Raw genomic sequence first — 22,399 nt, forward strand, 5'->3', positions numbered from 1 at the left:
GGCCGCCGGTCCCCGCCGGCGACGCCCTCCGCTCGTGCGGACCGGTCAGCGGCCCCCGTTGTACGGCCCGTAGGGGCCGTCGCTGCTGGAGCCGCCTCTGCGCGGGCGCCCGCCGCCCGACAGGCCCCGCAGGGCGGGGCGGACGTCGACCATGTAGACGATCGTCGCGATGAGGCCGATGATCGGCAGGAACGACAGGATGTTGAAGATCAGGTTCACCACGAAGGCGAGCCCGAGGACGATCAGCCAGAAGGCCTTGCTCTGCTTGTCGACCGCCCGGTAGGCGTCGTCCCGGCGGATGGCCGCGTCGATCAGCGCGAAGCCGCTGAAGAGGATCAGGGCCACGCTCAGCAGCCACATGAACCCCGCGAAGCCCTGCATCAGCACAACGTCCACCACCTGAATCAGCTCGTGTCTACGCGGTCACCGTACCCGCATCCGCAGGACCGTTACCCGGAGAACGGGCCGCGCACTCGGTAAGTGCCCGGCCCGCTCCCCGTCCTCGTCTTTCACCCGCCCGGGTGACCCGGCGGGCGCGAGGCCCGATCGATCGGCCTTACTTGGCCGGCGGGGTCGTCTTCTTGGCGGTGGCCTTGCGCGCCGGGGCCTTCTTGGCCGGAGCCTTCTTCGGCTGCGCGGCGGCGGCCGGCTCGGTCTTCACCGGCTCCGGCTTCACCGGCGCGGGCTTGGCCGGGGCGGCGGGCTTGGCCGCGGCGGGCGCGGGCTTGGTCTCCTTGACCTCGACCGGCTTGGCGTCCGGCTCGACGGCGATCGCGAACTCCTCGATCTCCTCGGCCGCCTCGCCACGCCAGGTCCGCACGGCCTGCTCACCGTGCTCGGCGACCTTCTCGTAGGTCTCGCGGGCCTTCACGGCGTACTCGGCGGCGACGCCGATGGTGCGCAGCGCGAGGTCCTGCGCGCTCTCGCCGAACTTCTTCAGGTCGGCGTCGAGGTTGCTGCCGAACTTCTTGAAGTCGGCGTCCAGGTTGCTGCCGAGCTTCTTGAGGTCGGTGTCCAGGCTGCCGACGAACTCGGTGACCTTGGCCTGCAGGGCCTCCTGGGCCTCCTTGGCCTTGGCACCGGCCTCCTTGGCGCGGGCGGCGGCCTTCTCCTGGACGGCCTTCGGGTCGGTGTTGCGCACGGCCTCGAACCGCGACGGCGCCTCGGTGCGCAGCTGCTCCACCAGTCCGGGCACCTTCTTGGCCTGCTGGAGGGCGAGGTCGGCGGTGCCGGCGGCGAAGTAGAGCGGGGTCGGGTCGCTGAAGGTCTTGCGCAGGTCGTCGGTGATGGCCATGGTGATGGTCCTCCCGGGTCGCTATCAGATGAGGGTTCTGGGTACCCGCGGCCGGCCGGACGGCTGACACCCGGGGAGCGGCCGACGCACCGGGTGCGTACGGCGGTCCTCGGTCAGCCGGCCGACTGCTGCGGGCCGGTCGGGTTCTCCGGGTCGGCGTCGCTGCCGTCGGACGTACGGGTCGTGCGGGGTCTGCGGGTCGTGCGGGGCGTGCGGGTGGCTCGGGGGCGGCGCGCGGTGTCCTCGCGGCCGCCGTCACCGCCGGCCTCGCCGTCGGGGTCCGTGCCGTCCTGCGAGTCGCCGGCCAGATCCTCCACGGCGTCGGCGATCCGCTCGGCCGCTTCCGCCTCCACGTCCTCGGGGGATATCCCGAAGCCGTTCTCCTTGCGGAACGACTCGTAGATCTGGAGCAGCACCTGCTTCTGGCGCTCGTTCAGGGTCGGGTCGGCCAGGATGACGGCACGCGTCTCCACCTCGTCCCGGTCCCGCTCGGCGTCGAGGATGCCGGCGCGGACGTACAGCGTCTCCGCGGAGATCCGCAGGGCCTTGGCGACCTGCTGCAACACCTCCGCGGACGGCTTGCGCAGCCCGCGCTCGATCTGGCTCAGGTACGGATTGGACACCCCGGCGGCATCGGCGAGCTGCCGCAGCGACAGCTGCGCGGTGCGCCGCTGCTCGCGCAGGTACTCGCCGAGATTGCCGACGTTGAGGGATGCCATGCGTCCACTGTGCCGCACTCTCGCTAACTTTTGCAAGCACCCGCTTGCAAAAGTGCGCCATGCCACCCGCGGGGCGCGGGGAGGGAGCACCGGAAGCGTCACCGGCTGGGCAGAGCCCGTGGTTGACCTTCACCTTGGGTGAGCCCACAGCATCGGGTGGGCCGGGCGACGTGCTCGGTACGAGACCTTCGGTGCCGGTCTGGTGCGACTCGAAGCGCATGCCGCTCGCTCCATCCCCTCGGCGACCTCCGGGACGCGATGCACGGACATCCCGACGTCCCGACGGTCGGCGACTCCATGCTCATCCCGCTACCTACCTAGCGTGGGATGCCCGGCCCCCGCCCCCCTCCGCGATCCACTCCTCCAGCACCGCGAAGTCCCGGTCGGTCAGGCCGCGGCGGTGGTCGACGCGGTGCAGGAGGGCCGGGGAGGGGTGGTGGGCGGCGACGTAGGCGCGGTCCACGTCGGTGATCTCGTCGTCCACCCAGACGAACGCCCGGCCCGCCGCCCAGGCCACCAGGGGCCGGGTCTTCCAGTGCGGGGCGCGGGTTCCGAGCCAGGGCTCGGCGTCCTCGTCCGGCCAGTCGACCAGCCGGAGCGGGGGCAGGCCGAGCCAGGGCGCGAGAGCCACGTTCGCGTCGTCCAGCCAGGTCGTCGCCCACACGAGCTCGCAGCCGAGCCCCGCGAGCCGTCGCAGCCGGGCACCGAGGGTGGGGTCCACCCGGGTGAGCAGAGGGTGGGCGGGCGGTCCGGTGAGGGTGCGGGGTGACTCGAACAGGGGGTACGGCCGCTGCGACCCGAAGGGGATGAGCGTGCCGTCGACGTCGAGGAACAGGAGCATCGGAAACAGCATCGCCCTTGGCCGGGCCCTGCGCTACCGTCGACCGCATGACTGCCGGGTCGGCCTTGTGCCGTGAGCGAGTTGGGTGTTGCCCGGCCTCTGAGTGAGGCCATGGGAGCGGGCCAGGGGCCCGCCGTTTCTCTCCGCATCCCTCCCAGACGGACATCGCGAAGAGAAAGAGACCAGACACCCCGACATGCCCCACGACTTCAATCAGCAGGTCATCGAGGAGTTCCGCGCCAACAAGGGCCGCGTCGGCGGCCCCTTCGAAGGCGGCCGGCTGCTCCTCCTCACCACCACCGGCGCCCGCAGCGGGCGCCCCCACACCACCCCGGTCGCCTATCTGCCGGACGGCGGCGACCGCGTCCTCGTCATCGCCTCGGCCGCCGGCTCCCCGAAGCACCCGGCGTGGTTCCACAACCTCGTCGCCCACCCCGAGGTGACCGTGGAGGCCGGGGCGTTCACCTACCCGGCGCGGGCGGTCGTCCTGGCGGGCGAGGAACGGGACCGGGCGTTCGCGCGGGCCGTGGACGCCGATCCCGGCTGGGCCTCCTACCAGGAGCGGACGGAGCGGGTGATCCCGGTGGTCGCCCTGTACGAGATCACCCAGGGGCCGCCGCAGGTCAACGCCGCCTCCATGGGCGAGGCCATCAAGGTCGTACACGACGCCTTCCGGCGCGAACTCGCTCTCATCCGGGACGAGATGGCGAAGGGCGGCTCCACCGGCTCCACCCTGGGCGCCCAGCTGCGCGTCAACTGCCTCACCTTCTGCCAGGGCCTGCACAACCACCACACCGGCGAGGACACCGCCCTGTTCCCCTTCCTCGCCGACCGGCACCCCGGGCACGCGCCCGTGCTGGCCCGCCTGCGCGAGGAGCACGAGCGCATCGCCGACCTCGTCGAGCGGCTGCGCCGGGCCGTCGGGGAGGACGGGGCGGCGGGCGATCCGGAAGCCGCGCGCGAGGAGGTGGCCCGGCTGACAGCGGAACTGGAGGCCCATCTGACGGACGAGGAGGAGCAGTTGATCCCCCTCCTCGACGCCGCCGCCGGCTGACGGACGACTACCGACCGGGAGGCCGCCGCTCAGAAGGGCAGCGGCCTCCCGTGCCCGACCTGCTCAGAAGGGCAGAGGCTTCCCGTGCACCACCTCCAGCCCCGCCACGGCCCGCGTCAGCACCACGTACAGCCGGTGCAGGCCGCGCTCCTCCGCCTCCGCGATCGCCGCCGGCTCCACCGCGACGACGTGGTCGTACTCCAGTCCCTTCACCACACTCGCCGGTACGACGACCACCCGCTCCCCCGGCGCCTCGGCCCGCCCCGCCGCGATCCCGGCGCCCGCCAGCGCCTCCCGCACCCGGGCCACGTCCGCGTCGGCCGCGATCACCCCCACGGATCCCTCGCGCCCCAGCGCGTCCCGGACGGCCCCCACGACGGCACCCGGCAGGTCGTCCCCGGCCGCCCGGAACCGCACCTCCCCGTCCCCGCGCAGCGAACGGGCCGGCGGCACCGCCACCGCCAGCCGCGCCAGCAGCCGGTCGGCCAGTTCCAGGACGGCGCGCGGCACCCGGAACCCGGTGGTCAGCGCGACGACCGCCGCGTCCGGCTTGCCCAGGTGCGCCATCGCCGACGCCCAGTCCCGCGCGGCCCACGGGGTCGTGCCCTGCGCCAGGTCCCCGAGGACGGTCAGCGAGCCGAACGGGCAGCGGCGCGCGATCGCCCGGCACTCCATCGGCGACAGGTCCTGCGCCTCGTCGACGACGACGTGGCCGTACCCCTCCGGGCGCTCGACAAGCCCGGCGACCTCGTCCAGGAGGACCAGATCGGCGGCCGACCAGCGGGCCGACTTCCACGAGCGCGGCGGTCTCGTCCAGAGCAGCGCCTTCCGCTCGTCGTCGTCGAGCACCCCCTCGGAGGCGTCCGCCAGCGCCTCCGGGTCCGTGAACAGCTCGGTGACGACCTCCTCCGGCCGCACCTTCGGCCAGACCGCGTCCACGTACGCGCCGACCGCCCGCCCCCGCGACACCCGCTGCGCCCAGGCGGCGGTCTGCGGTCCGGCGCGCCGCTCGGCCTGCTCCCGCAGGAGGCGTACGGCCCGGGACCGCACCCGCTCCCGCCCCACGGCGTACGGCGGTTCCTCGGCGCGGACGTCCTCGACGATCCGCCGCAGCGCGTCCGCCGGGACCCGCCACCGGTAGGAGCCGTCGGCCACGGCCAGCGGGGCCAGGTCCCCGGGCCGCCCCACGCGCGCGTACAGCGCCCTGCGCAGCACCTCCGCCATCCGGACGTCGTGCTTCAGCCGGGCGGCCCGCTCGTCGTCCGTGCCCCGGACCGGATGCCGGGCGATCTCCCCGGCCAGCGTGGACTGGCGCACCCCGGTCTCGCCCAGCGCGGGCAGCACCTCGGAGATGTACGACAGGAAGGTCGGGTTCGGCCCGAGGATCAGCAGTCCGCCGCGCCGGATGCGCTGCGGGTGGGTGTAGAGCAGGTAGGCGGCGCGGTGCAGGCCGACGGCGGTCTTGCCGGTGCCCGGAGCGCCCTGCACACACAGGGAGACGGCGAGGTCGCCTCGTACGAGGTCGTCCTGCTCGGGCTGGATGGTGGCGGCGATGTCCCGCATCGGCCCTAGGCGCGGCCGCTCGATCTCCCGGGCGACGATCTCGCTGACCCGGCTCTCCCCTCGATCCAGGTGCTCGTCCTCCAGCCCGGTGAGGTCGCCGGAGTCGCCGCGGCTGCCCGGCGCCCACCCGAACCGGCGCCGTACGGCCACGCCCTGCGGGTCGCGGGCGGACGCCTGGTAGAAGGCGCGGGCGACGGGGGCACGCCAGTCGACGACGAGGGGCGGGTCGGCGGGGTGCACGCCGACCCGCAGCCGGCCGATGTGCAGGCCGGCCTGCCGCTCACCGCCCGCGAAGTCCGGGCCCGCGAAGTCCAGCCGCCCGAAGAACAGCGGCCCCTCGGGCAGTTCGCGCAGCGCCTTGGCCTGGCTGCGCAGCCGGCGGCCGAGCACCTCGGCGTCGGCGCCGGAGGCGGAGGCGTTGACACCGATGACCACCTGGTGGTCCGCCCCGTCGAGCATCGCGGCGAGCGCGCGACGGCAGCGGTCGTGATGGGCGCGCTCGTCCAGGAGAGCGGTGCGCAGGTCGGCGGAGGGGTCGGCAGGCGTCATGCCCGCCACCCTACACGCGAAAAAGCAACTCGGTTAAATTATTTACCGTCACTCAGCGGACTCCCGGCCGGCGGCCAGCTCCGGCAGCCCGGCCTCGAGCCGCCCGAACGCCCGCTCCGCCGCCGCGACGGCGTCCCTCCTGACCTTCGCCAACGGCTCCCCGGCCTTGATCCGGCGCCAGTTCTCCTCCGCGAGGATCCGCCGGACGGCCACGATCTGCCCGGCCGCGAGCCGCGCGTCCAACCCGCCGCCCAGCGCCTCGGCGAGCGCGGCCTCGGACCGCTCGAGGTAGCCGTACATGCGTGCGACGAGGGCCGGCGTGCCGTAGACGAGCGAGTGGAAGGCCAGGACCTGGGGGTGGTCGTTGAGCCCGGTGATGGGGTCCCCGCGCTCGATCGCGTCGAGGAAGTCCCGCCGCAGCGCCTCGACCGGCGACCCCTGCGCCGCGGCCACGACCCGCGCGGCCTCCTCCTCGTGATCGGCGATCCGGTACAGCACGAGGTCCTCCTTGGCCGGGAAGTACCGGAAGAGGGTCGGCTTGGAGATCTCGGCGGCGGCGGCCACCTCGGCGACGGACACGGCGTCGAAGCCCTTCTCCAGGAAGAGCCGGATGGCCGTCTCGGAGACGGTCTCGTACATACGCCGCTTCTTGCGTTCCCGCAGGCCGGGGGCGGGGGTGCCGTCGTCGCTCATGGACGCGAGCCTACGCGCCGGGCGGGCACCGTCCGCAGCCGTCCGGCCGGCATCCGCAGCCGTCCGGCCGGCGTTCAGCCGCGGTGCGAGCCATGCCACTCGCGCAGCGACCGCGCCACGGTCGTCAGCGTCGGCACCTCGTCCAGACCCAGCGGGACGGCGGCCCGCTGCAGGACGCGCTGGACCTTGACCGACTCGGTGAGCCAGCGCCGCCAGTGGAACGACCCGCCCTCGCCGAGGACCTGGGTCGCCCGGATCACGTCGGTGAAGACGCTCTGCGCCCGCTTGAACTCACGCAGCCGGGGCAGGTCGTCCCGCCAGCCCTCGGTGCTGCCGGGGGCGGACCGTTCCGCCACCTCGCGCCAGCGCCCGACCACCCGCTTCTCCTGTTCGGCCGGGTATCCCATGAGGTGCAGATGCGTGGCGAGGTCGTACAGCGGGTCGCCGAGCATGGCCAGTTCCCAGTCGATGGTCCACAGGCGGCCGACGGGGTCGAGGACGAAGTTCTCCCGGTGCAGGTCGGCGTGGAGGAGCGTGAAGGGTCGCCGCGTCAGACCGGGGACGAGGACGCGCTTGCGCAGCGAACGGAACGAGTCGTCGTCCACCCCGAGCGTGGCGAAGAGCCCTTCGAAGGCGTCCCGGTTGGCCTGGTACACCCGCTCCTCGGCGAACCGGATGAGCCCGTCGAGGAACCCGGCGGAGTCGCGGTCCTCGGCCCGGTCCCCGGGGGAGCAGCGGCGCTCGGCGCCGACCGTGCCGGGGGCGACGGCGGTCAACTCCTCGAAGAGCGACAGGATCTGGTCGAGAACCCGGTCCGGGACCGGGCGGCCCGGTCCGTACGTGGACCCGAGCGTGCGCCCCTCGATGAACCCCTGGAGCCGGATGCCCCCCACGTCCACGAGGCGCGGGATACGGGAGATACGTCCCTGCAGCGTCTCCAGCAGCTCCTCCTCCGAGCGGAAGCACCGCCGGTCGAACCACAGCAGCCGCTCGCGCGGGGCCCGGCACTTGACCCGCCCTGGTTCGGCCTCCTCGTCGTCCTCACCGTCACCGTCACCGGCCGCGCCGGGCAGGGAGAGCACGTACGTCTCGTGGTGGTAGCCCTTGAGCGGGCCCTCGACCGCGCTCGTATCACCGCCGCTCAACTCGACGGCCTTCTCCCGCGTCTGGGACACCCGCTGGGCTGACATGGCACACGCTCTCTCGACTGACCCCGCACCGGTGGCGGGAATGGCACGGCATCCCCCTGTGAGGGGGCATAGTGCCAGAAGAGAGGGGTGGGTTCGGGGAGAACCTCGCAGAAGGACGGGCGCGTTCCGCCTCCGCTACCCCGGCGCCCCCGCCGCGCGCACCGCCCGCAGCACCTCGTTCAGGTCCGTCACGACGTGGTCCGCGCCCGCCCGGCGCAGCAGCTTCTCCTTCTCCTCGGTGCGGGCGTAGCCCAGGAAGGGGACGCCCGCTTCGGCGGCCGCCTGCCAGTCGGTGGGGGTGTCGCCGATGAAGAGGGCGCTGCCGGGGGCCGCCCCCATCGCGCTCAACGCCCGGTTCAGGTAGTGCGGGTGGGGCTTCAGGTACTGCAGGTCCTGGGTGCGGCCGTATATGTGGGGCTGGAAGCGGTGGAGGAGTCTGCGGTCGGTCAGGTAGGTGCGGACGACGCGCGGGGCGTTGTTCGTGGCGACGGCGAGGCGGGCGCCGATCTCCGCCCAGGTGTGGATCAGGACGTCCGCGTACGCGGTGGGCATCGCCGAGGCGGCGGCGCGCAGTTCCTCCTGGGTGAGGCGTTCCTCCAGCTCGGCGACCAGGTCGCTGCCCGGGTGGCGGCGGTTCACGGCGCGCAGGACGACGTGCGGGTCGAGGGACTCCCGTTCGGCCTCGTCCAGCAGGCTGTGCAGTCCGCGGCCCTCGAGCCAGCTCACCAGGTCGCGTGCGACTCCCTCCGCCTTGTGCCCGGCGAAGAGCCGGCAGATCGGGCCGTCGAAGTCCCACACCACCACACGTGCGCGCTCGACCAGGGCCGTCAGGTCGTCGGTCTCGCCGTCCGGGTGTGCTGCCACCGCTTCAGTGTGCGTCGTATCAGGAGTCACTAGGAGAGTGTCAGGTCAGTCGTGATGGTTTCCCAGAGGGCGTCGAACCACTTCTGCGATTCCTGCACGAACGCGGCGTCGCGCTGCCCGGCCTGCTCCACGAAGGAGAACAGCAGGGACGTCGAGCCGAGGGCGTCGTACATCTCCAGGGTCCGGCTCTCGTACTCCTCCTGCCGTTCGGTGAGGACGTAGTAGCCGATCAGTGCCTCCTGGCCGTTGAGGAGATACAGCTTCACCGGAGGGGTGAACGGCAGCGCCCGGAAGGTGACGCGGACGTCGACGCCGACCGTGGAGCGCAGCGCCTGGAGGTTGTGCCGCAGCACGCGCGCCTGCGCGTTGCGCATCTCCAGCCACCGTTTGTGCACGGGGTCGTCGCCCTCGCCGCCGGCCACGGAGACCGGGAAGGCGAGGTGGATGGTCCGGGACGGCAACAGGACGCGGACGTCGACGGACTCGGGGCGTATCGAGCCCTCGTGGATGAGGCGGAGCGGTTCGCCGAGGGCGAGCATCAGCGTCTCGGAGGTGTGGCAGACGACGTCCACGCGCACGTGGGGCGCGGCGAACGCCTCGGCCAGGCGGGGGGCGAGGCCGACCATCGTGGGCTGCGGCGCGCCGCGCGTGGGCGGCGGCAGGGCGATCCGCGGCGGGCTGCCCTTGCTGACGTTGGTGAGGAGGCCGTCCTCCTGGAGGGCGCGCAGGGCCTGGCGGACGGTGCCGCGCTCGACGCCGAACTCCTCGGCGAGCTCGGCCTGGGTGGGCAGGCGGTCGCCGGCCTTGAGTTCCCCGACGCGGATGCGTTCCCGCAGGATGTCGGCGATCTCCTGCGGAGAGAGTCTCCTGCTGCCGTTCACGGCCACGTTCTCCTGAGTCACGACCAAACGCTACAACTTGTGCCCATCTGGCGGCAGTTGTTTGTAGCTTGTTTCAAAGTAGGGACCAAGTGGGGACAACCTCTTCAGAGTTGGCACCAAGTTGGTTGAGTTGGCGGAAGTAATCCTTCCATCCCCGGAAGATCGAAGGGGGAAACACCGATGCCCGTCCTCGCACTCCTCTCCGCCGTCTTCGTCGTCGGCGTCGAGCAGCTCCTGCAGTGGAAGTACGGCGCCACCGGCCTCATCGGCCTGCTCCTCCTCACCATAGGCATCAAGGCCAGGAACCCGGCCGTCAGCTCCATCGGTGCCGCCGTCCTCGCCGTCCTCTTCTCCGGCCCGGCCCTGTGAGTCGTACGCGCGAGGGACCACCGAAAGGCGAAAGGCGCAGGTCGAACGCCGTGGGAGACCGTCAGGTCGTGAGCGTCAGCTCCGAACTGATCGTCTCCCACAGTGCGTTGAACCACACGTGCGACTGTTCCACGAACGTCGTGTCGCGCAGTCCCGCCCCCTGCTCGAAGGCGAACAGCGTCGACTGGATGCCCGGGGCGTCGTACATCTCCAGGTGCTGCTGGCCGATCTCCACCTCGCTGCGGGTCAGCGTGTAGTAGGCGAACAGCGCCTCCGTGCCGTTGAGCAGGTACAGCTTCACCGGCGGGGTGAACGGCAGCGCGCGGAACGTGACCTGGACGTCGATGCCGTGCGTGGAGCGCAGCGCCAGCAGATTGTGCCGGAGCACCTGGCCCTGGGCGTTGCGCTGGTCGAGCCAGCGCCGGCGCAGCTGGACGTCGAGGTCGTCGGACGCGTCGTCCACCGGCGTCGGGAACGCGAGCGGGATGTCCCGGCTCGGCAGCAGCACCCGCACGACGACCTTGGCCGGTTTCATACGCCCGGCGTGGATCTGCCGGAGCGGTTCGCCGATGGCGAGGGTGAGGGAGACCGAGGTGAGGCACAGCGCGTCGATCTCGACGTGCGGGGCGGCGAAGGCGGCCGCGACGCGCGGGCCGAGGGTCACCATCGTGGGCTGCGGCACTGCTTCGGGGCCGGTGACGGCCCTGCCGGGCTCGGGAGCGACGGTGGCCGGAGCGCCCTTGGAGGCGTTGGTGAGCAGGTGCTCGGACTGCAGGATGCGCAGGGCCTGCCGTACGGCTCCGCGCTCGACGCCGAACTCGTCGGCCAGCTTGGCCTGGGTGGGCATGCGCTGGCCCGGCTGCAGTTCGCCCGAGGCGATCCGGGCACGCAGCGCCGCGGCCACCTCCCGGTGTGAAGTCTGTGGCCGCTGCGACCTCTTCCGCCCAGTGGCGGGGGCGTGTTTCGGCTCCACGACCGAACATTACAACTTCCCGCCATCTTTGGGCAGTTCACCGGATGGTGGTTATAGGACGTGTCAAGACGGTCATAACTACAGTGAAGTTGGTCGCCAACTTCAACGACATGGTCACACTTCAAGGAGTTGGCCACGAGTCGCCGCAGGTTCAGCCGACCGGGCTCCCTTCCGGAGGGGAGCCGGGAGCCCGGGCGGCCGACGCACAGCCACAACTCCACATCGACATCCAAACACCGACAGCACAGCCACAACCGCATACGGACGCACAGCCACAACTGAAGAAGGGCGCACTCCGCCCGCCCCCACAACTGAACAGCTCGCTACGGATGAGCGGACCCGTCACCTCGGCGGAAGGAGGTTCAGAAGATGTCCGGGCACCAGGGTCGCCTGGACGTACGCAGCAGGGCGTCGGCCGTCAGGGCGGCGCCCGCTCGCTCTTCCCGCACCCGCCCCAGCGCGGCGAGCCGTACGACGGACTCGTCGCCGAGCCACAGCCGGCTCAGGTCGGACACGTCGAGGGTCAGGTCCGCGGTGGCCGTGGTCGGCGCGCAGGACGCGCCGTCCGCGGACGCCTCCAGCCGGAACCGCCCGCCCGACAGCCCCGATCCGTCCACGACCTCCAGCACCAGCGCGCCGCTCCCGGCGTAGGTGCGCGCCGTGAGGGCCCGTTCGACGTCGAGGATCCGCACCCACAGCCAGTCCGCCAGTGTCGTGATGCGGGCGGCGCGCGGATCGGGCAGGTACAGCGGCAGCAGGTCGTCGGGGACCCGCCGGCCGCTCTTCACCGTGGTGATCCAGTCGATGGAGCACAGGTAGAGCCACAGGGAGCGCTCGGCCTCGGGGGTCGCCGCGACCAGCCAGTCCACGGTCGCCGTGTTGAGGGGCTGCTTGCCGTCGCCCCATGTGTCGTCGGCCTTGTACGACACCAGCCCGTCGACCGTGCCGTCCGCCGAGCGGTACACGGCGAAGAACGGCTCCGTCCACGGGGTCCCCTCCACCCGCAGCCCGCCCGTGTGCACCTGCCACCACCGCTCGTCCCGGTCGACGGCTCCCGGCTGGGCGCGGCGCACCCGCTCGAACAGCTCGGGGCCCGCCTTGCGGACCTCGGACCCGTCCACGAGCTCGATACGGCCGCCGCCGTCCGGCCCCGACCACCTCGGGTCGATCCCGGCGCGCGGCACGTCGACCATCCACTCGGCCATCCACGTGGCGGGCCCGAAGCCGTAGCGGCCGTAGATCGGGTACTCGGCGGCGATCAGCGTCGCGACGACGTCACCGCGCTCCCGGGCCGCCGTCAGGTCGCGGGCCATCATGCGGGTCAGCAGGCCGCGGCGGCGGTGGGTGGGGCTGACGGTGACGTTGGTGACGGCGTCGGCGGGGACGGCGGCACCGCCGACCGCGGTGACCTCCTGCGCGAAGGAACGGAACGTGGCCACACAGCGGCCCCCGTCGAAGGCACCGAGTGTGCGGGCCGGGTCGATGTACGACTCCCGGTCCGCGGCCTCCGCCTCGGAGACGCCGGGAGACCGCAGGAAGCCGGTCCTCAGGGCCCGGCTCCACTCCGTGACGTCGCCCTTGGTGAGGGGGCGGATCTCTATGTCGCTGAGGGATGCGGAACGGCTCATGGAGCCACCGTAGGTCGGGGCGCGGGAAGTGTCCCGGGAATTTCCCCGCACCCCCGCCCCGAGCCGTCCCGCCGTCAGCTCAGCAGGTCGTCCACCTGGGCCTCGCCGTCCCGGTAGCGGCGGGTGATCTCCGCGCCGCACTCGTCGGCCGTGCGCTGGAGGCGCTGGCGGCGGCGGGAGACCTGCTGTTCGTAGCGGACGAGGCGGCCCATCGCGGCAGTCAGTTCCGCGTCGGTGCGCGCCTGGAGGTCGGACAGCTCGACCTCGGCCAGCATCTCGGACGCCAGCCGCCGCGACTCCTCGCTCTGCGGGGTCCCCAGCGTCACGTGGCGGGCCGAGGAGCGGTGCCGTGCGGGGGCGTCGGTGAGGATCTCCGGGAGGCGGTCCACGACGGCCGCGGCTCCCGCCGGGGACCGCCGCGCCAGCTCCGCCCGCAGGATGTCGATACGGCCCTGCAACAGGCGCCGCACATAGCTCAGATCGGCCTCGTCGCTCTGGGCGTCCCGGCGCAGGGTGCGCAGTTCGGGCAGGCTGAGGACGGTCAGGTCCTGCTCGGGCGGCTCCGGGGGCAGCGGTGCGTGCGGGCCCGGGCCCGGATCGTCGGCGGTGCGCTGCGTGGGCGGCCGCAGACCGTCCAGCCGGCCCGTGTGGGCCAGCACGACAGCCCCGGGCGGCTGCCCGGTACTCGGTGTGCTCATGTGCCTCAACCGTCCCCTCGACCGGCGTGTGGAAGCATCGTGCCATCCCGACCGGCCCCCACGTGACCGAGTGCCCCCGAACGGCCCCAGATGGGGGGCTACCTGTTCAAGAAGAAGCACCCGAAGGGGTCTTCGGGACAGCGGCCGTCCCGCGCCGGGCGGTGCCGGACCGCCCTCGGACGCACGGCATGATGGCCGTATGCGAGCTGTGGTGCAGAGAGTGGACGGCGCGAGCGTCGTCGTGGACGGCGAGACGGTCGGCGAGATCACCGGCGAGGGGCTGTGCGTCCTCGTCGGCGTCACGCACGAGGACACCAAGGAGAAGGCGGCGCAGCTCGCCCGCAAGCTCTGGTCGATCCGGATGCTGGACGACGAGAAGTCGTGCAGCGACATCGACGCCCCGCTGCTCGTCGTCAGCCAGTTCACCCTCTACGGCGACGCGCGCAAGGGCCGACGCCCCACCTGGAACGCCGCAGCGCCCGGCGAGGTGGCCGAGCCGCTCGTCGACGAGGTCGTGGCCCAGTTGCGCGCCCTGGGGGCGACGGTGGCGACGGGCCGGTTCGGCGCCAGGATGCGGGTGTCCCTGACGAACGACGGCCCGTTCACCGTGCTGATCGAGATCTAGACCCGGACCCCGCCGGTCAGGGCTCGACGACCACTTCCTGGGCCGCCGCCGTGTCGCCGGCGATCAGGCGGGCGTCCACCGGGACGTTCCGCTTGACCAGGGCGAGGGCGACGGGGCCCAGTTCGTGGTGGCGGGCCGACGTCGTGATGAAGCCGATCTTGCGGCCGTCGGGCTCCTCGTCCGCGAGACGGATCTCGGTGCCGGCGGCGGGCAGGTGCACCTCGCTGCCGTCCAGGTGCAGGAAGACCAGGCGGCGGGGCGGCTTGCCGAGGTTCTGGACCCGGGCGACCGTCTCCTGGCCCCGGTAGCAGCCCTTCTGCAGATGCACGGCCGTGCCGATCCAGCCCAGCTCGTGCGGGATGGTGCGGTGGTCGGTCTCGAAGCCCAGGCGCGGGCGGTGGCGTTCGACGCGCAGCGCCTCGTGGGCGAGCAGCCCGGCGGGCGGTCCGGCCTGCTCCGCGAACGCCTCCAGGTCCGCGCGGGGCAGGAACAGGTCGCGGCCGTACGGCGTCTCGCGCACGACGACGCCCTCGGGGACCTCGGTGATCGACCCGGCGGGCAGGTGCACCACGGCGAACTCGCCGGTGCGGTCGGCGACGTCCACCTTGTAGAAGAACTTCATCGACTCCAGGTACGCGATCAGCGCGTCCTGGGTGCCGGGCTCGACGTGCGCCCAGACCGTCGTGCCGTCGTCGACGAGGTACAGGGCGTGCTCGATGTGGCCGTGCGCGGAGAGGATCAGCGCCTCGGTGGCCTCGCCCGCCGGCAGGTCGGTGACGTGCTGGGTGAGCAGCAGGTGCAGCCACGTCAGCCGGTCCTCGCCGGTGACGGTCACGACGCCGCGGTGGGAGAGGTCGACGAAGCCGGTGCCGTCGGCGAGGGCGCGCTGCTCGCGGAACAGGTCGCCGTAGTGCGCGGCGACGCCTTCGTCCACGCCCTCGGCGGGCACGGCGCCGGGCAGGGTCAGCAGGGGGCTCTTCATGGGTCCAGCCTACGACCCGGTAGTTGAAGTCTTCCCAGCCGTGCCCCGGGCCGCACAGTCCCCGCACCGCCCGAAGATCGCGAAGTGCTTCATGTCGGTCTCGAAGCCGAAGTCGCGGCGCAGCTTCGCGGTGAACTCGGCGGCCACCGACACGTCGGCCTCGATGACGTTGTCGCAGTCCCGGCAGACCAGGTGGATGTGGTGGTGGCGGTCGGCGAGGTGGTAGGTGGGCGCGCCGTGCCCGAGGTGGGCGTGGCTGACCAGGCCGAGCTCCTCCAGGAGCTCCAGGGTGCGGTAGACCGTGGAGATGTTGACCCCCGACGCCGTCTTCCTCACTTCCACGAGGATGGCGTCGGGGGTCGCGTGCTCCAGGGTGTCCACTGCCTCGAGGACAAGCTGACGCTGCGGCGTCAGCCGGTAGCCGCGCTGCCTGAGGTCGCTCTTCCAGTCGGTGCTCACCACACTGGAAGTCTAGGACTACTTGAAGAAGGCGATGCCGTCGTCCGGCATGTCGTCGGGCAGGGCCTTGGCCCAGCGCTCGACGTCCTCCGGGGTGACGACCTTCTTCAGGTGCGCCGACATGTAGGGGCGCAGCTCGACCTCGGGGGTCTGCTTCTCGCCGACCCACATCAGGTCGCTCTTGACGTAGCCGTACAGGCGCTTGCCGCCGGAGTACGGGGCGGAGGCGGCGGTGCGGGCCACCGCGTCGGTCACCAGGTCGATCTGGGGCTTCTTGTCGGCCATCTCGCCGTACCAGATCTCGACCACGCCGTCATGGCGGACCATGGTCACCTCGACCTTGCGGTCGGCGTCGATGCGCCAGTAGCCGTGCTCGGACTCCAGCGGGCGCACCTTGTTGCCCTCGTTGTCCAGCACCCAGGTGTGGGACTGGTACTCCAGGAAGTCCCGGCCGTCGTGCGTGAACGAGACCTCCTGACCGAAGTTGCACTTCTCGGAACCGGGGAAGTCGTGCACGCCCGCGCCGGCCCAGTTGCCGAGCAGGAAGGCGAGGGGCACGAGGTCCTTGTGGAGGTCGGACGGGATCTCGATCATGAGCAGCTCAGAAGTCTCGTACGTCTGGGACGGGGGGTCAGCGCTGGCCCTGGTACAGCTTCTTCACGGTCAGGCCGGCGAAGGCGAGCACGCCGACGCAGACCAGGACGAGCAGGGTTTCGAAGAAGATCTCCACGGGGTGCTCCTCGATTGAGCGGAGGTTGAGCGGAACGTACAAGGGCCGGTCCCCAGCTTAGTCGGCCCGGGACCGGCCCTTCGTGTGAGGTGCGCCCTCGCGGGGTCAGCCGAGCAGCTGGCCCTGCAGGGTCACCGTCTGGCGGAACGGCACGGAGGCGGCGGTGCCCTTCCGTGACTGCACGATCACGGCGAGGATGTCACCGGCGCCCAGGTACGCCTGCCGGACCTGCTCGGCGCCGTACGGCTTGGACTCGGTGTACGCCCAGCGCGGGAAGTCACCCGGCCAGGGCAGGTCGGCGAAGCCCTCGTCGGCGACGGACGTCTCGGTGCCGCGCAGCCGGTAGCCCGGGGCTCCGTAGGGCGCCAGGCGGCCGGCCAGGTCGTCCACGACGACCGAGGTGTCGAAGCGGAGCAGGTAGATCCGGGTGTGGGTGCCGTCCTTCGTGGTCCAGCCGCGGGCCGCGATGTGCCGCAGGCCGTCGTCCTTGAGCATCTGCCGCAGGTCGGCGCGCTCGTCGTCGTCGGCGAACTCCTTCAGGAAGTCCTCGGCCGGCAGCCAGCCGTCGTCGCCGCGCAGGGCGCGGTCGGCGGTGGCGCCCGCGGGGGCCGGCAGCAGGAGCGCGCGCGGGTCGGCGTAGTGCGCCTCGGCGGCGTTCTCCTCGGCGAAGGGGCGCGGGCTGCCGGACGGCAGGGGCGGCCGGGTCAGCGTCGGGTAGTCCCAGCGCCCGTCCGACTCGGTGGCCAGGCCCGGTACGTCGGTGCGTTCCATCCCGGTGATCCCGTACGCCGTCCCGGCCCCGACCGCCGCGAAGACGACCACGGCGGCGGTCCAGCGCAGGACGGCCCGCAGGACCCGGCGGTCCTTCGCGGGGATGGGGGACTCGGGCGCGGGCGCCTGCTCCGGGGCGGGCTCCGGCGTCTCCGCCGTCGCCAGGGCGCCCGCGGGCGCCGTCTCGGGGCCCGGCTCGACGGCCTGGGCCTGCTGCTCGGTCATACGGCCTTCCCGGGTTCGGCGATGCGGTCGAGCTGGGTGCTCATGAGCTTCGCGACGGCCTTGGCGTCGAGGGGGCGGGCGCCCTGCGCGGAGACCGTGACCAGCACGTCTCCGACGTATCCGGTGCAGGACATCTCGTCGGTGCCCTCGCTGAGCTCCTTGGGCGCCAGGAAGCACTTGGCGTCCTTGTACCCCTTGACCTTGGGGCCCTTGCGGAAGATGTCGAGGACGGCCAAGAGACTGTTCTGGGTCCGGACCGCGTCACGCACGGCCGTGCGGTTGTCCATCCGGCTGAGCACGACGCTCACGCTGTAGATGTCGGAGGCCGACCCTCCGGCGCGGCCGGCGGCGAACTCGCTGAAGTAGCTGCGCATCGCCACGCCCTTCGGGCGCACCCGGTCCATCTGCTTCTCCAGCTCACGGCGCTGGGAGCGCGGCAGGTCGCGCAGCGCATCCTTGCGCAGGGCCGTCGCCTCGGCGCCGGTGAGCTGGGCGTCCGAGCCGAACTGGCCCATGTCGGGGCCGCGGACCCAGCTGTCGGTGCCGTAGGGGACGAGCATCGCGGCGAGGCCGGTGGCCTTCGGCCGCTCGGCGGGGCGGTCGGCGGCGGCCGGCGGGAACTTCCACGTCGGCGCCCCCGGGTCGCGGTCGGCGTCGCGCACGGTGACGACGGTGTAGCCGGTGCCGGCCACGACCGCCGCGACGGTCAGGACCGCTCCGGCGACGGCGGCGATCCGGCCGCGGCGCCACCGCTTCCGGGCGGGCGGCTGCTCGGCGACGGGCGTCTCGGCCGGGCTCTCGGCGACGGGGGCGCTGCCCTCGTCCAGGGGACGTTCCTCGCTCACAGCCGCTCCATCTGCCGCTTGGCCAGTCCGAGAAGGGTCTTCTTGCCGATCGACCTGGTGGAGCTCACGAAGATCTCCATCTCGATGTCGCCGCGCCACGCGAACGCCTTCGCCTCGTACATGGGCACGTAGCCCGGCTCGGCCTGCGGCTTCGTGTAGGCGTAGGCCATGCCGTCCTCCGTGCCGGGGACAGGCCAGGAGTGGTTGTCGTCCTCGTCCGCCCAGTAGTGGGCGCCCCGAGCCTGCTCGGCCGCGGCCATCGACTCCTCCTGCCGGAACTGGACGAGCCGGATCTCCACCGTGGTGTCGCCCTGCTCCCAGGCGGCGACGGCCGCGCGCCGGAACTCGTTGCCGACGAGCTCGGGGAAGATGTTCTTGGGGTCCGAGAAAGTCTCCGCGTACGAGGCCAGGTCCATCCAGCCGTCGTCGGCGGACGACCAGTCGGCGGTCTTCGCCCCGCGCGGCTTCTTCAGCAGCAGCTTGCGCAGGTCGCCGTCGGTGCGTACGCGGCGGTCCCGCGCGGCCGACAGCGGCTCGGGCGCCTCGCCCTTCGCCTGCTTCAGCTTCGGCTGGGACAGCGGCGGCAGCTTCGTGGGCTCGCGGTCGGCCTGCACCAGGTATCCGGTGCAGGTCCCGGCGACGAGCCCGAGCACGGCGGCCCCGGCGATCAGCAGCGTCGTCCGTCCACGGCGGCGGGCACGGACCGGCGCTGCGGCGGTCTCGGATTCGGCGGCCTCCGGCGTTGCCGCCTCGGGCCCGGGCGCGGTGCCGGGAGGGGCGATGCCCTCGGGCTCGCCCGGTCTTTCGGGTTGTTCCACGACGTCTCCCACAGATGCGTGACGTGCGCACTTCACATGCGGCGCACAGGAGACCCATGGCCCACGGCCGGGGTTGTGGTGATGTTGATTACGATTCGGTCATGGCGAACAAGCTGGTGATCAAGGTGACGGCGGGAGCCGACGCTCCCGAACGCTGCTCGCAGGCGTTCACGGTCGCGGCGGTGGCCGTGGCCAGCGGCGTCGACGTCTCCCTGTGGCTGACCGGCGAGTCCGCCTGGTTCGCCCTGCCGGGCCGGGCGGCCGAGTTCGAGCTCCCGCACGCGGCCCCGCTGCCCGACCTGCTGGACGCGCTGCTCGCGGGGGGCCGGGTCACCCTGTGCACGCAGTGCGCGGCCCGCCGGGACATCACGGAGAAGGACGTGATCGAGGGCGTGCGGATCGCGGGTGCCCAGGTCTTCGTCCAGGAGGCGATGACGGACGGCACCCAGGCCCTCGTCTACTGACCCAGGGCCCTCGTCTACCGACCGGTCTCCGTCCACAGGCAGAACGGGTGGCCCGCCGGGTCGAACAGCACCCGTACGTCGTCCTGCGGCTGGTACCCGGCGAGGGCCGCCCCCGCCGCCACGGCCCGCGCGGTCCCGGCCGCCAGGTCGTCCACCAGCACGTCCAGGTGGAGCATCATCTGCTGGTCCCCCGGCCGGCGCGTCGGCCAGACCGGACGTACGTAGTCCGGTTCGGTCTCGAAGGCCAGGGCGACGCCCTCGGCGCCGGGAGGCGGGCCGATCAGCACCCAGTGCGGCTCCTCGGAGCGGACCTCGTAGTCCAGCAGCCGCCGGTAGAAGGCGGCGAGTTCATGGGCGTCGGGTGCGTCCAGCACCACCGTGGACAGCTTGGCGGACGGCATGCGGCCTGTTCTACTGCGGCTTCTTCTTGCCGTCCAGCTCGTCCCACCACTCGTCGGACTGCGGGTCGCCGGAGGGCTCGTCCCACCAGCGGTCGTCCGGGCCGCGCCGGTTGGCGACCATCGCCGCCAGCGGCGGGATGACCATCGCGACCACGCACATGCCCACCGCGACGGGGACCGACCACAGGCGCACGACGGCCCACGCCAGGACGAAGAGCGTGACGCAGAGCCCCATCAAGGCGAAGTACCGGTGACGCCGCCGTGCGTACATACGTCCAGGGTAGGTCGGCTCGCCGGGCTCGCATGCGGAAGGGCCGCACCCCTGTACAGCAGGGGTGCGGCCCTTCCGCCCGTCTCGCCTCAGACCGCGATCGCGACCTCGGCCAGGCCGCCCTGCTGGGCGACGACCGTGCGGTCGGCGGTCCCGCCGGGCACCAGCGCGCGGACGGTCCAGGTGCCCTCGGCCGCGTAGAAGCGGAACTGGCCCGTCGCGGAGGTGGGAACCTCGGCGGTGAACTCGCCGGTCGAGTCCAGCAGACGGACGTAGCCCGTCACCGGCTCGCCGTCGCGGGTCACGTGACCCTGGATCGTGGTCTCACCGGGCTTGATCGTCGAGGCGTCGGGGCCGCCGGCCTTCGCTCCACACATGTCTTTCTCCAGGTTGGGGTCTGACCGGAAGGAAGGCCGGTCGGGATCGCTGAGGTGGGTTACTTGCCGGCGCCGAGCTCGATCGGCACACCGACCAGGGAGCCGTACTCGGTCCAGGAGCCGTCGTAGTTCTTGACGTTCTCCACGCCGAGCAGCTCGTGCAGCACGAACCAGGTCAGCGCGGAACGCTCACCGATGCGGCACAGGGCGATGGTGTCCTTGGCCAGGTCCACCTGCTCGTCCTCGTAGAGGGCCTTGAGCTCCTCGTCCGACTTGAAGGTGCCGTCGTCGTTGGCGTTCTTGGACCACGGGATGTTGCGGGAGGTCGGCACGTGGCCGGGGCGCTGCGACTGCTCCTGCGGCAGGTGGGCCGGGGCGAGCAGCTTGCCGGAGAACTCGTCGGGCGAGCGCACGTCGACGATGTTCTTGGTGCCGATGGCGGCCACGACCTCGTCGCGGAAGGCGCGGATCGCGGTGTTCTGCGGCTTGGCCTTGTAGTCGGTGGCCGCGCGCTCGGGGACCTCGTCGCCGGCGACGAGCTCGCGGGCGTCCAGCTCCCACTTCTTGCGGCCGCCGTCGAGAAGCTTCACGTTCTCGTGGCCGTAGAGCTTGAAGTACCAGTAGGCGTAGGACGCGAACCAGTTGTTGTTGCCGCCGTAGAGGATCACCAGCGTGTCGTTGGCGATGCCCTTCTTCGACAGGAGCTTCTCGAAGCCCTCCTGGTCGACGAAGTCGCGGCGGACCGGGTCCTGGAGGTCCTTGGTCCAGTCGATGCGGATCGCGTTGCGGATGTGGTTCTTCTCGTAGGCGGACGTGTCTTCGTCCACCTCCACGATCGCGATGTTCGCGTCGTCGAGGTGCTGCTCCAGCCAGTCGGCGTCGACCAGGACGTCGCTGCGGCTCATGTTTCTCCTCCGGGGCAGTTGCGGCGGGGCGTGCAAAGGTGCGGGCGTGCGATGAGGCACCGGCTCGGGCGGCCGGGGCGCGCACGGGGGCCCGGTCAGGGCTGCGGGGATGCGGAGGGTGGACCGGCGGAGCCGGTCTGTCCGCTCAGAAGGGGCGACAGAGCATGGCGGCGACGCGGCACAGGTCTACTGCCCGCCGCTTCGTGAGGTCCGCCTGTCGCTTCATGACGTCGATCGTAGGGACGGACAGGCTGGCGTGTCACCGGTGTGTCGCATGCTGAGACAGTATTGTCCGGGATGCGAAACGAGAAGACCGCCGGCCCCGCTCCGGAAAGGGTTCCGGGCGCGTGTATCGGCGATCACAGCGGGACGGCGGACGGGGGCGTCTCGCCCTTTGGGACCGGACCGTCCATCACGGGTGGTCCGGGGTCCGGCGGGGGCCGTCCGCTTCGTCCGGTCCCGTCCTACCCGGCGAGGCGGACGTTCGAACCCCGCACCGTGATCTCCACGCCGTCCTTCGCGGCCTGGACGCTGTCGAGCTTGATGCCGCCGGGCAGGCCGTCGATCTTCTGCTCGAAGTCGGTGATCGTCCGCACCCGGTTCTCGGCGACGTCGGCGCCACCGAAGGCGGGCAGCTTGTCCGCGTGCACCCGCACGGTGTCGCCCTCGGCGGTGACGGTGCTGAGGACGGAGACCGGCTGCGGCAGCTTCGTGCCGAGGACGGTCGCCTCGACGGACACCTTGATCTTGCCGTTGCCGCCGTCGGAGAGGCCGACGACGCGGGCGGTGACGCCCGGCGCGACCTGCGTGGACTCGGACTTGGCGGTCTTCAGCAGCTCGGCGTACGAGATGGAGGCCGTGCCGGTGGCGGTGGCGGCAGTGGCGGAGCTGTAGTCGCCGGAGAACTCGACGCCCTTCATGTGTGCCTGGAGGTCGTCGATACGTATCGTCCCTCCGTCGGCGGTGGCCTCGTAGTCCTTGATGCCGACCTCGACGTCGTCCAGGGTGCCGCCGACGACCTGGGTGAGGAACGGGAAGCCCTTGATGGACACGTCCGGGGTGGCCGCGAGGTTCTCGGTGGCCTGGAGCTTCCCGGCGGCCTCGTCCTCGGCGAACCCGACGGCGAGCCGGTCGGCCAGCACGAACAGGCCGCCCAGGATCACCACGACGATGAGCAGTATGCGCAGGGCTCGCATGGTCCGGTCTTCCC

General features: G+C 72.0%; 28 protein-coding genes. 4 read left to right on the forward strand and 24 right to left on the reverse strand.

The window, feature by feature from the left end; translation table 11 throughout:
* Window positions 1-45: 45 nt before the first annotated feature.
* The 4 genes from F8R89_RS16445 to F8R89_RS16460 form a co-directional block, all read right to left on the reverse strand.
* A complete protein-coding gene (locus F8R89_RS16445; protein ID WP_192806370.1) occupies window positions 46-381 on the reverse strand; it encodes a DUF2516 family protein in 336 nt (111 codons plus the stop codon).
* 175 nt (window positions 382-556) lie between these two features.
* Window positions 557-1,294 carry a hypothetical protein gene (locus F8R89_RS16450; protein WP_151784700.1) on the reverse strand — a complete coding sequence of 246 codons (738 nt, stop codon included), beginning with the start codon at window positions 1,292-1,294 and terminating at the stop codon, window positions 557-559.
* Window positions 1,295-1,407: 113 nt separating this feature from the next.
* On the reverse strand, window positions 1,408-2,013 hold the full coding sequence (locus F8R89_RS16455; RefSeq protein WP_151784701.1) for a helix-turn-helix domain-containing protein: 606 nt from the start codon (window positions 2,011-2,013) through the stop codon (window positions 1,408-1,410).
* A gap of 313 nt (window positions 2,014-2,326) precedes the next feature.
* On the reverse strand, window positions 2,327-2,854 hold the full coding sequence (locus F8R89_RS16460; protein WP_151784702.1) for an HAD domain-containing protein: 528 nt from the start codon (window positions 2,852-2,854) through the stop codon (window positions 2,327-2,329).
* A 196-nt stretch (window positions 2,855-3,050) separates the two neighbouring features.
* Here F8R89_RS16460 and F8R89_RS16465 point away from each other — a divergent pair, with 196 nt between their 5' ends.
* Entirely contained in the window at window positions 3,051-3,908 is an 858-nt protein-coding gene (locus tag F8R89_RS16465; RefSeq protein ID WP_151784703.1) for a nitroreductase/quinone reductase family protein, read from the forward strand.
* Between the two features lie 63 nt (window positions 3,909-3,971).
* Here F8R89_RS16465 and F8R89_RS16470 read toward each other — a convergent pair whose 3' ends face one another.
* The 5 genes from F8R89_RS16470 to F8R89_RS16490 form a co-directional block, all read right to left on the reverse strand.
* Entirely contained in the window at window positions 3,972-6,020 is a 2,049-nt protein-coding gene (locus F8R89_RS16470) for a HelD family protein (protein ID WP_151784704.1), read from the reverse strand.
* 48 nt (window positions 6,021-6,068) lie between these two features.
* A complete protein-coding gene (locus F8R89_RS16475; RefSeq protein WP_151784705.1) occupies window positions 6,069-6,713 on the reverse strand; it encodes a TetR/AcrR family transcriptional regulator in 645 nt (214 codons plus the stop codon).
* 74 nt (window positions 6,714-6,787) lie between these two features.
* Complete coding sequence (locus F8R89_RS16480; RefSeq protein ID WP_192806141.1) at window positions 6,788-7,903, reverse strand: phosphotransferase; 1,116 nt, start codon at window positions 7,901-7,903, stop codon at window positions 6,788-6,790.
* Window positions 7,904-8,038: 135 nt separating this feature from the next.
* On the reverse strand, window positions 8,039-8,797 hold the full coding sequence (locus F8R89_RS16485; protein WP_225994408.1) for an HAD family hydrolase: 759 nt from the start codon (window positions 8,795-8,797) through the stop codon (window positions 8,039-8,041).
* Complete coding sequence (locus F8R89_RS16490) at window positions 8,797-9,675, reverse strand: winged helix-turn-helix domain-containing protein (RefSeq protein ID WP_151784707.1); 879 nt, start codon at window positions 9,673-9,675, stop codon at window positions 8,797-8,799. Before F8R89_RS16490 ends, F8R89_RS16485 begins: the two co-directional genes overlap by 1 nt.
* Before the next feature lie 153 nt (window positions 9,676-9,828).
* Between F8R89_RS16490 and F8R89_RS16495 the strand changes: the two genes are divergently transcribed.
* Window positions 9,829-10,017, forward strand: coding sequence for a hypothetical protein (locus tag F8R89_RS16495; RefSeq protein ID WP_055624770.1), 189 nt, complete (start codon window positions 9,829-9,831; stop codon window positions 10,015-10,017).
* A gap of 61 nt (window positions 10,018-10,078) precedes the next feature.
* Here F8R89_RS16495 and F8R89_RS16500 read toward each other — a convergent pair whose 3' ends face one another.
* The 3 genes from F8R89_RS16500 to F8R89_RS16510 all read right to left on the reverse strand — a co-directional run bounded on the left by F8R89_RS16500 (window position 10,079) and on the right by F8R89_RS16510 (window position 13,316).
* Complete coding sequence (locus tag F8R89_RS16500; protein ID WP_151784708.1) at window positions 10,079-10,990, reverse strand: winged helix-turn-helix domain-containing protein; 912 nt, start codon at window positions 10,988-10,990, stop codon at window positions 10,079-10,081.
* A 362-nt stretch (window positions 10,991-11,352) separates the two neighbouring features.
* Window positions 11,353-12,618 (reverse strand): GNAT family N-acetyltransferase, encoded by a 1,266-nt coding sequence (locus F8R89_RS16505; protein ID WP_151784709.1) that lies wholly within the window; start codon window positions 12,616-12,618, stop codon window positions 11,353-11,355.
* A 74-nt stretch (window positions 12,619-12,692) separates the two neighbouring features.
* Window positions 12,693-13,316 carry an aerial mycelium formation protein gene (locus F8R89_RS16510; RefSeq protein WP_151784710.1) on the reverse strand — a complete coding sequence of 208 codons (624 nt, stop codon included), beginning with the start codon at window positions 13,314-13,316 and terminating at the stop codon, window positions 12,693-12,695.
* Window positions 13,317-13,515: 199 nt separating this feature from the next.
* Between F8R89_RS16510 and dtd the strand changes: the two genes are divergently transcribed.
* Complete coding sequence (dtd, locus tag F8R89_RS16515) at window positions 13,516-13,941, forward strand: D-aminoacyl-tRNA deacylase (RefSeq protein WP_151784711.1); 426 nt, start codon at window positions 13,516-13,518, stop codon at window positions 13,939-13,941.
* 16 nt (window positions 13,942-13,957) lie between these two features.
* Here dtd and F8R89_RS16520 read toward each other — a convergent pair whose 3' ends face one another.
* From F8R89_RS16520 to F8R89_RS16550, 6 genes are all read right to left on the reverse strand, one after another.
* The gene (locus tag F8R89_RS16520) at window positions 13,958-14,923 is read right to left on the reverse strand and encodes a YgfZ/GcvT domain-containing protein (protein ID WP_151784712.1); all 966 of its coding nucleotides are present in this window, start codon (window positions 14,921-14,923) and stop codon (window positions 13,958-13,960) included.
* A gap of 9 nt (window positions 14,924-14,932) precedes the next feature.
* Window positions 14,933-15,385 (reverse strand): Fur family transcriptional regulator, encoded by a 453-nt coding sequence (locus tag F8R89_RS16525; protein ID WP_151784713.1) that lies wholly within the window; start codon window positions 15,383-15,385, stop codon window positions 14,933-14,935.
* 15 nt (window positions 15,386-15,400) lie between these two features.
* Window positions 15,401-15,976 (reverse strand): FABP family protein, encoded by a 576-nt coding sequence (locus F8R89_RS16530; protein WP_151784714.1) that lies wholly within the window; start codon window positions 15,974-15,976, stop codon window positions 15,401-15,403.
* Between the two features lie 241 nt (window positions 15,977-16,217).
* Complete coding sequence (locus F8R89_RS16540) at window positions 16,218-17,108, reverse strand: hypothetical protein (RefSeq protein ID WP_151784715.1); 891 nt, start codon at window positions 17,106-17,108, stop codon at window positions 16,218-16,220.
* Window positions 17,105-17,953, reverse strand: a complete 849-nt coding sequence (locus F8R89_RS16545; RefSeq protein ID WP_225994409.1) for a hypothetical protein — start codon at window positions 17,951-17,953, stop codon at window positions 17,105-17,107. The genes F8R89_RS16540 and F8R89_RS16545 overlap by 4 nt, the downstream gene beginning before the upstream one ends.
* Window positions 17,950-18,771 (reverse strand): hypothetical protein, encoded by an 822-nt coding sequence (locus tag F8R89_RS16550; protein ID WP_225994410.1) that lies wholly within the window; start codon window positions 18,769-18,771, stop codon window positions 17,950-17,952. The genes F8R89_RS16545 and F8R89_RS16550 overlap by 4 nt, the downstream gene beginning before the upstream one ends.
* A 101-nt stretch (window positions 18,772-18,872) precedes the next feature.
* Between F8R89_RS16550 and F8R89_RS16555 the strand changes: the two genes are divergently transcribed.
* On the forward strand, window positions 18,873-19,235 hold the full coding sequence (locus tag F8R89_RS16555; protein WP_151784716.1) for a DsrE family protein: 363 nt from the start codon (window positions 18,873-18,875) through the stop codon (window positions 19,233-19,235).
* A 14-nt stretch (window positions 19,236-19,249) separates the two neighbouring features.
* On the opposite strand, the gene F8R89_RS16560 is transcribed toward F8R89_RS16555, so the two are convergent.
* From F8R89_RS16560 to F8R89_RS16580, 6 genes are all read right to left on the reverse strand, one after another.
* On the reverse strand, window positions 19,250-19,636 hold the full coding sequence (locus F8R89_RS16560; protein WP_151784717.1) for a VOC family protein: 387 nt from the start codon (window positions 19,634-19,636) through the stop codon (window positions 19,250-19,252).
* 10 nt (window positions 19,637-19,646) lie between these two features.
* Entirely contained in the window at window positions 19,647-19,907 is a 261-nt protein-coding gene (locus F8R89_RS16565) for a DUF3099 domain-containing protein (RefSeq protein WP_055624782.1), read from the reverse strand.
* An 89-nt stretch (window positions 19,908-19,996) separates the two neighbouring features.
* Window positions 19,997-20,284 carry a DUF1416 domain-containing protein gene (locus F8R89_RS16570; RefSeq protein ID WP_042174833.1) on the reverse strand — a complete coding sequence of 96 codons (288 nt, stop codon included), beginning with the start codon at window positions 20,282-20,284 and terminating at the stop codon, window positions 19,997-19,999.
* A gap of 59 nt (window positions 20,285-20,343) precedes the next feature.
* Window positions 20,344-21,189 (reverse strand): sulfurtransferase, encoded by an 846-nt coding sequence (locus tag F8R89_RS16575; protein ID WP_151784718.1) that lies wholly within the window; start codon window positions 21,187-21,189, stop codon window positions 20,344-20,346.
* Between the two features lie 145 nt (window positions 21,190-21,334).
* Window positions 21,335-21,415, reverse strand: a complete 81-nt coding sequence (locus F8R89_RS37355; protein ID WP_350751515.1) for an Ms5788A family Cys-rich leader peptide — start codon at window positions 21,413-21,415, stop codon at window positions 21,335-21,337.
* 238 nt (window positions 21,416-21,653) lie between these two features.
* Window positions 21,654-22,385: a DUF2993 domain-containing protein gene (locus F8R89_RS16580; protein WP_151788155.1), complete on the reverse strand. Its 732-nt coding sequence runs from the start codon at window positions 22,383-22,385 to the stop codon at window positions 21,654-21,656.
* Window positions 22,386-22,399 lie beyond the last annotated feature (14 nt).

It is taken from the genome of Streptomyces sp. SS1-1 (genome assembly GCF_008973465.1).
Lineage (GTDB): Bacteria > Actinomycetota > Actinomycetes > Streptomycetales > Streptomycetaceae > Streptomyces.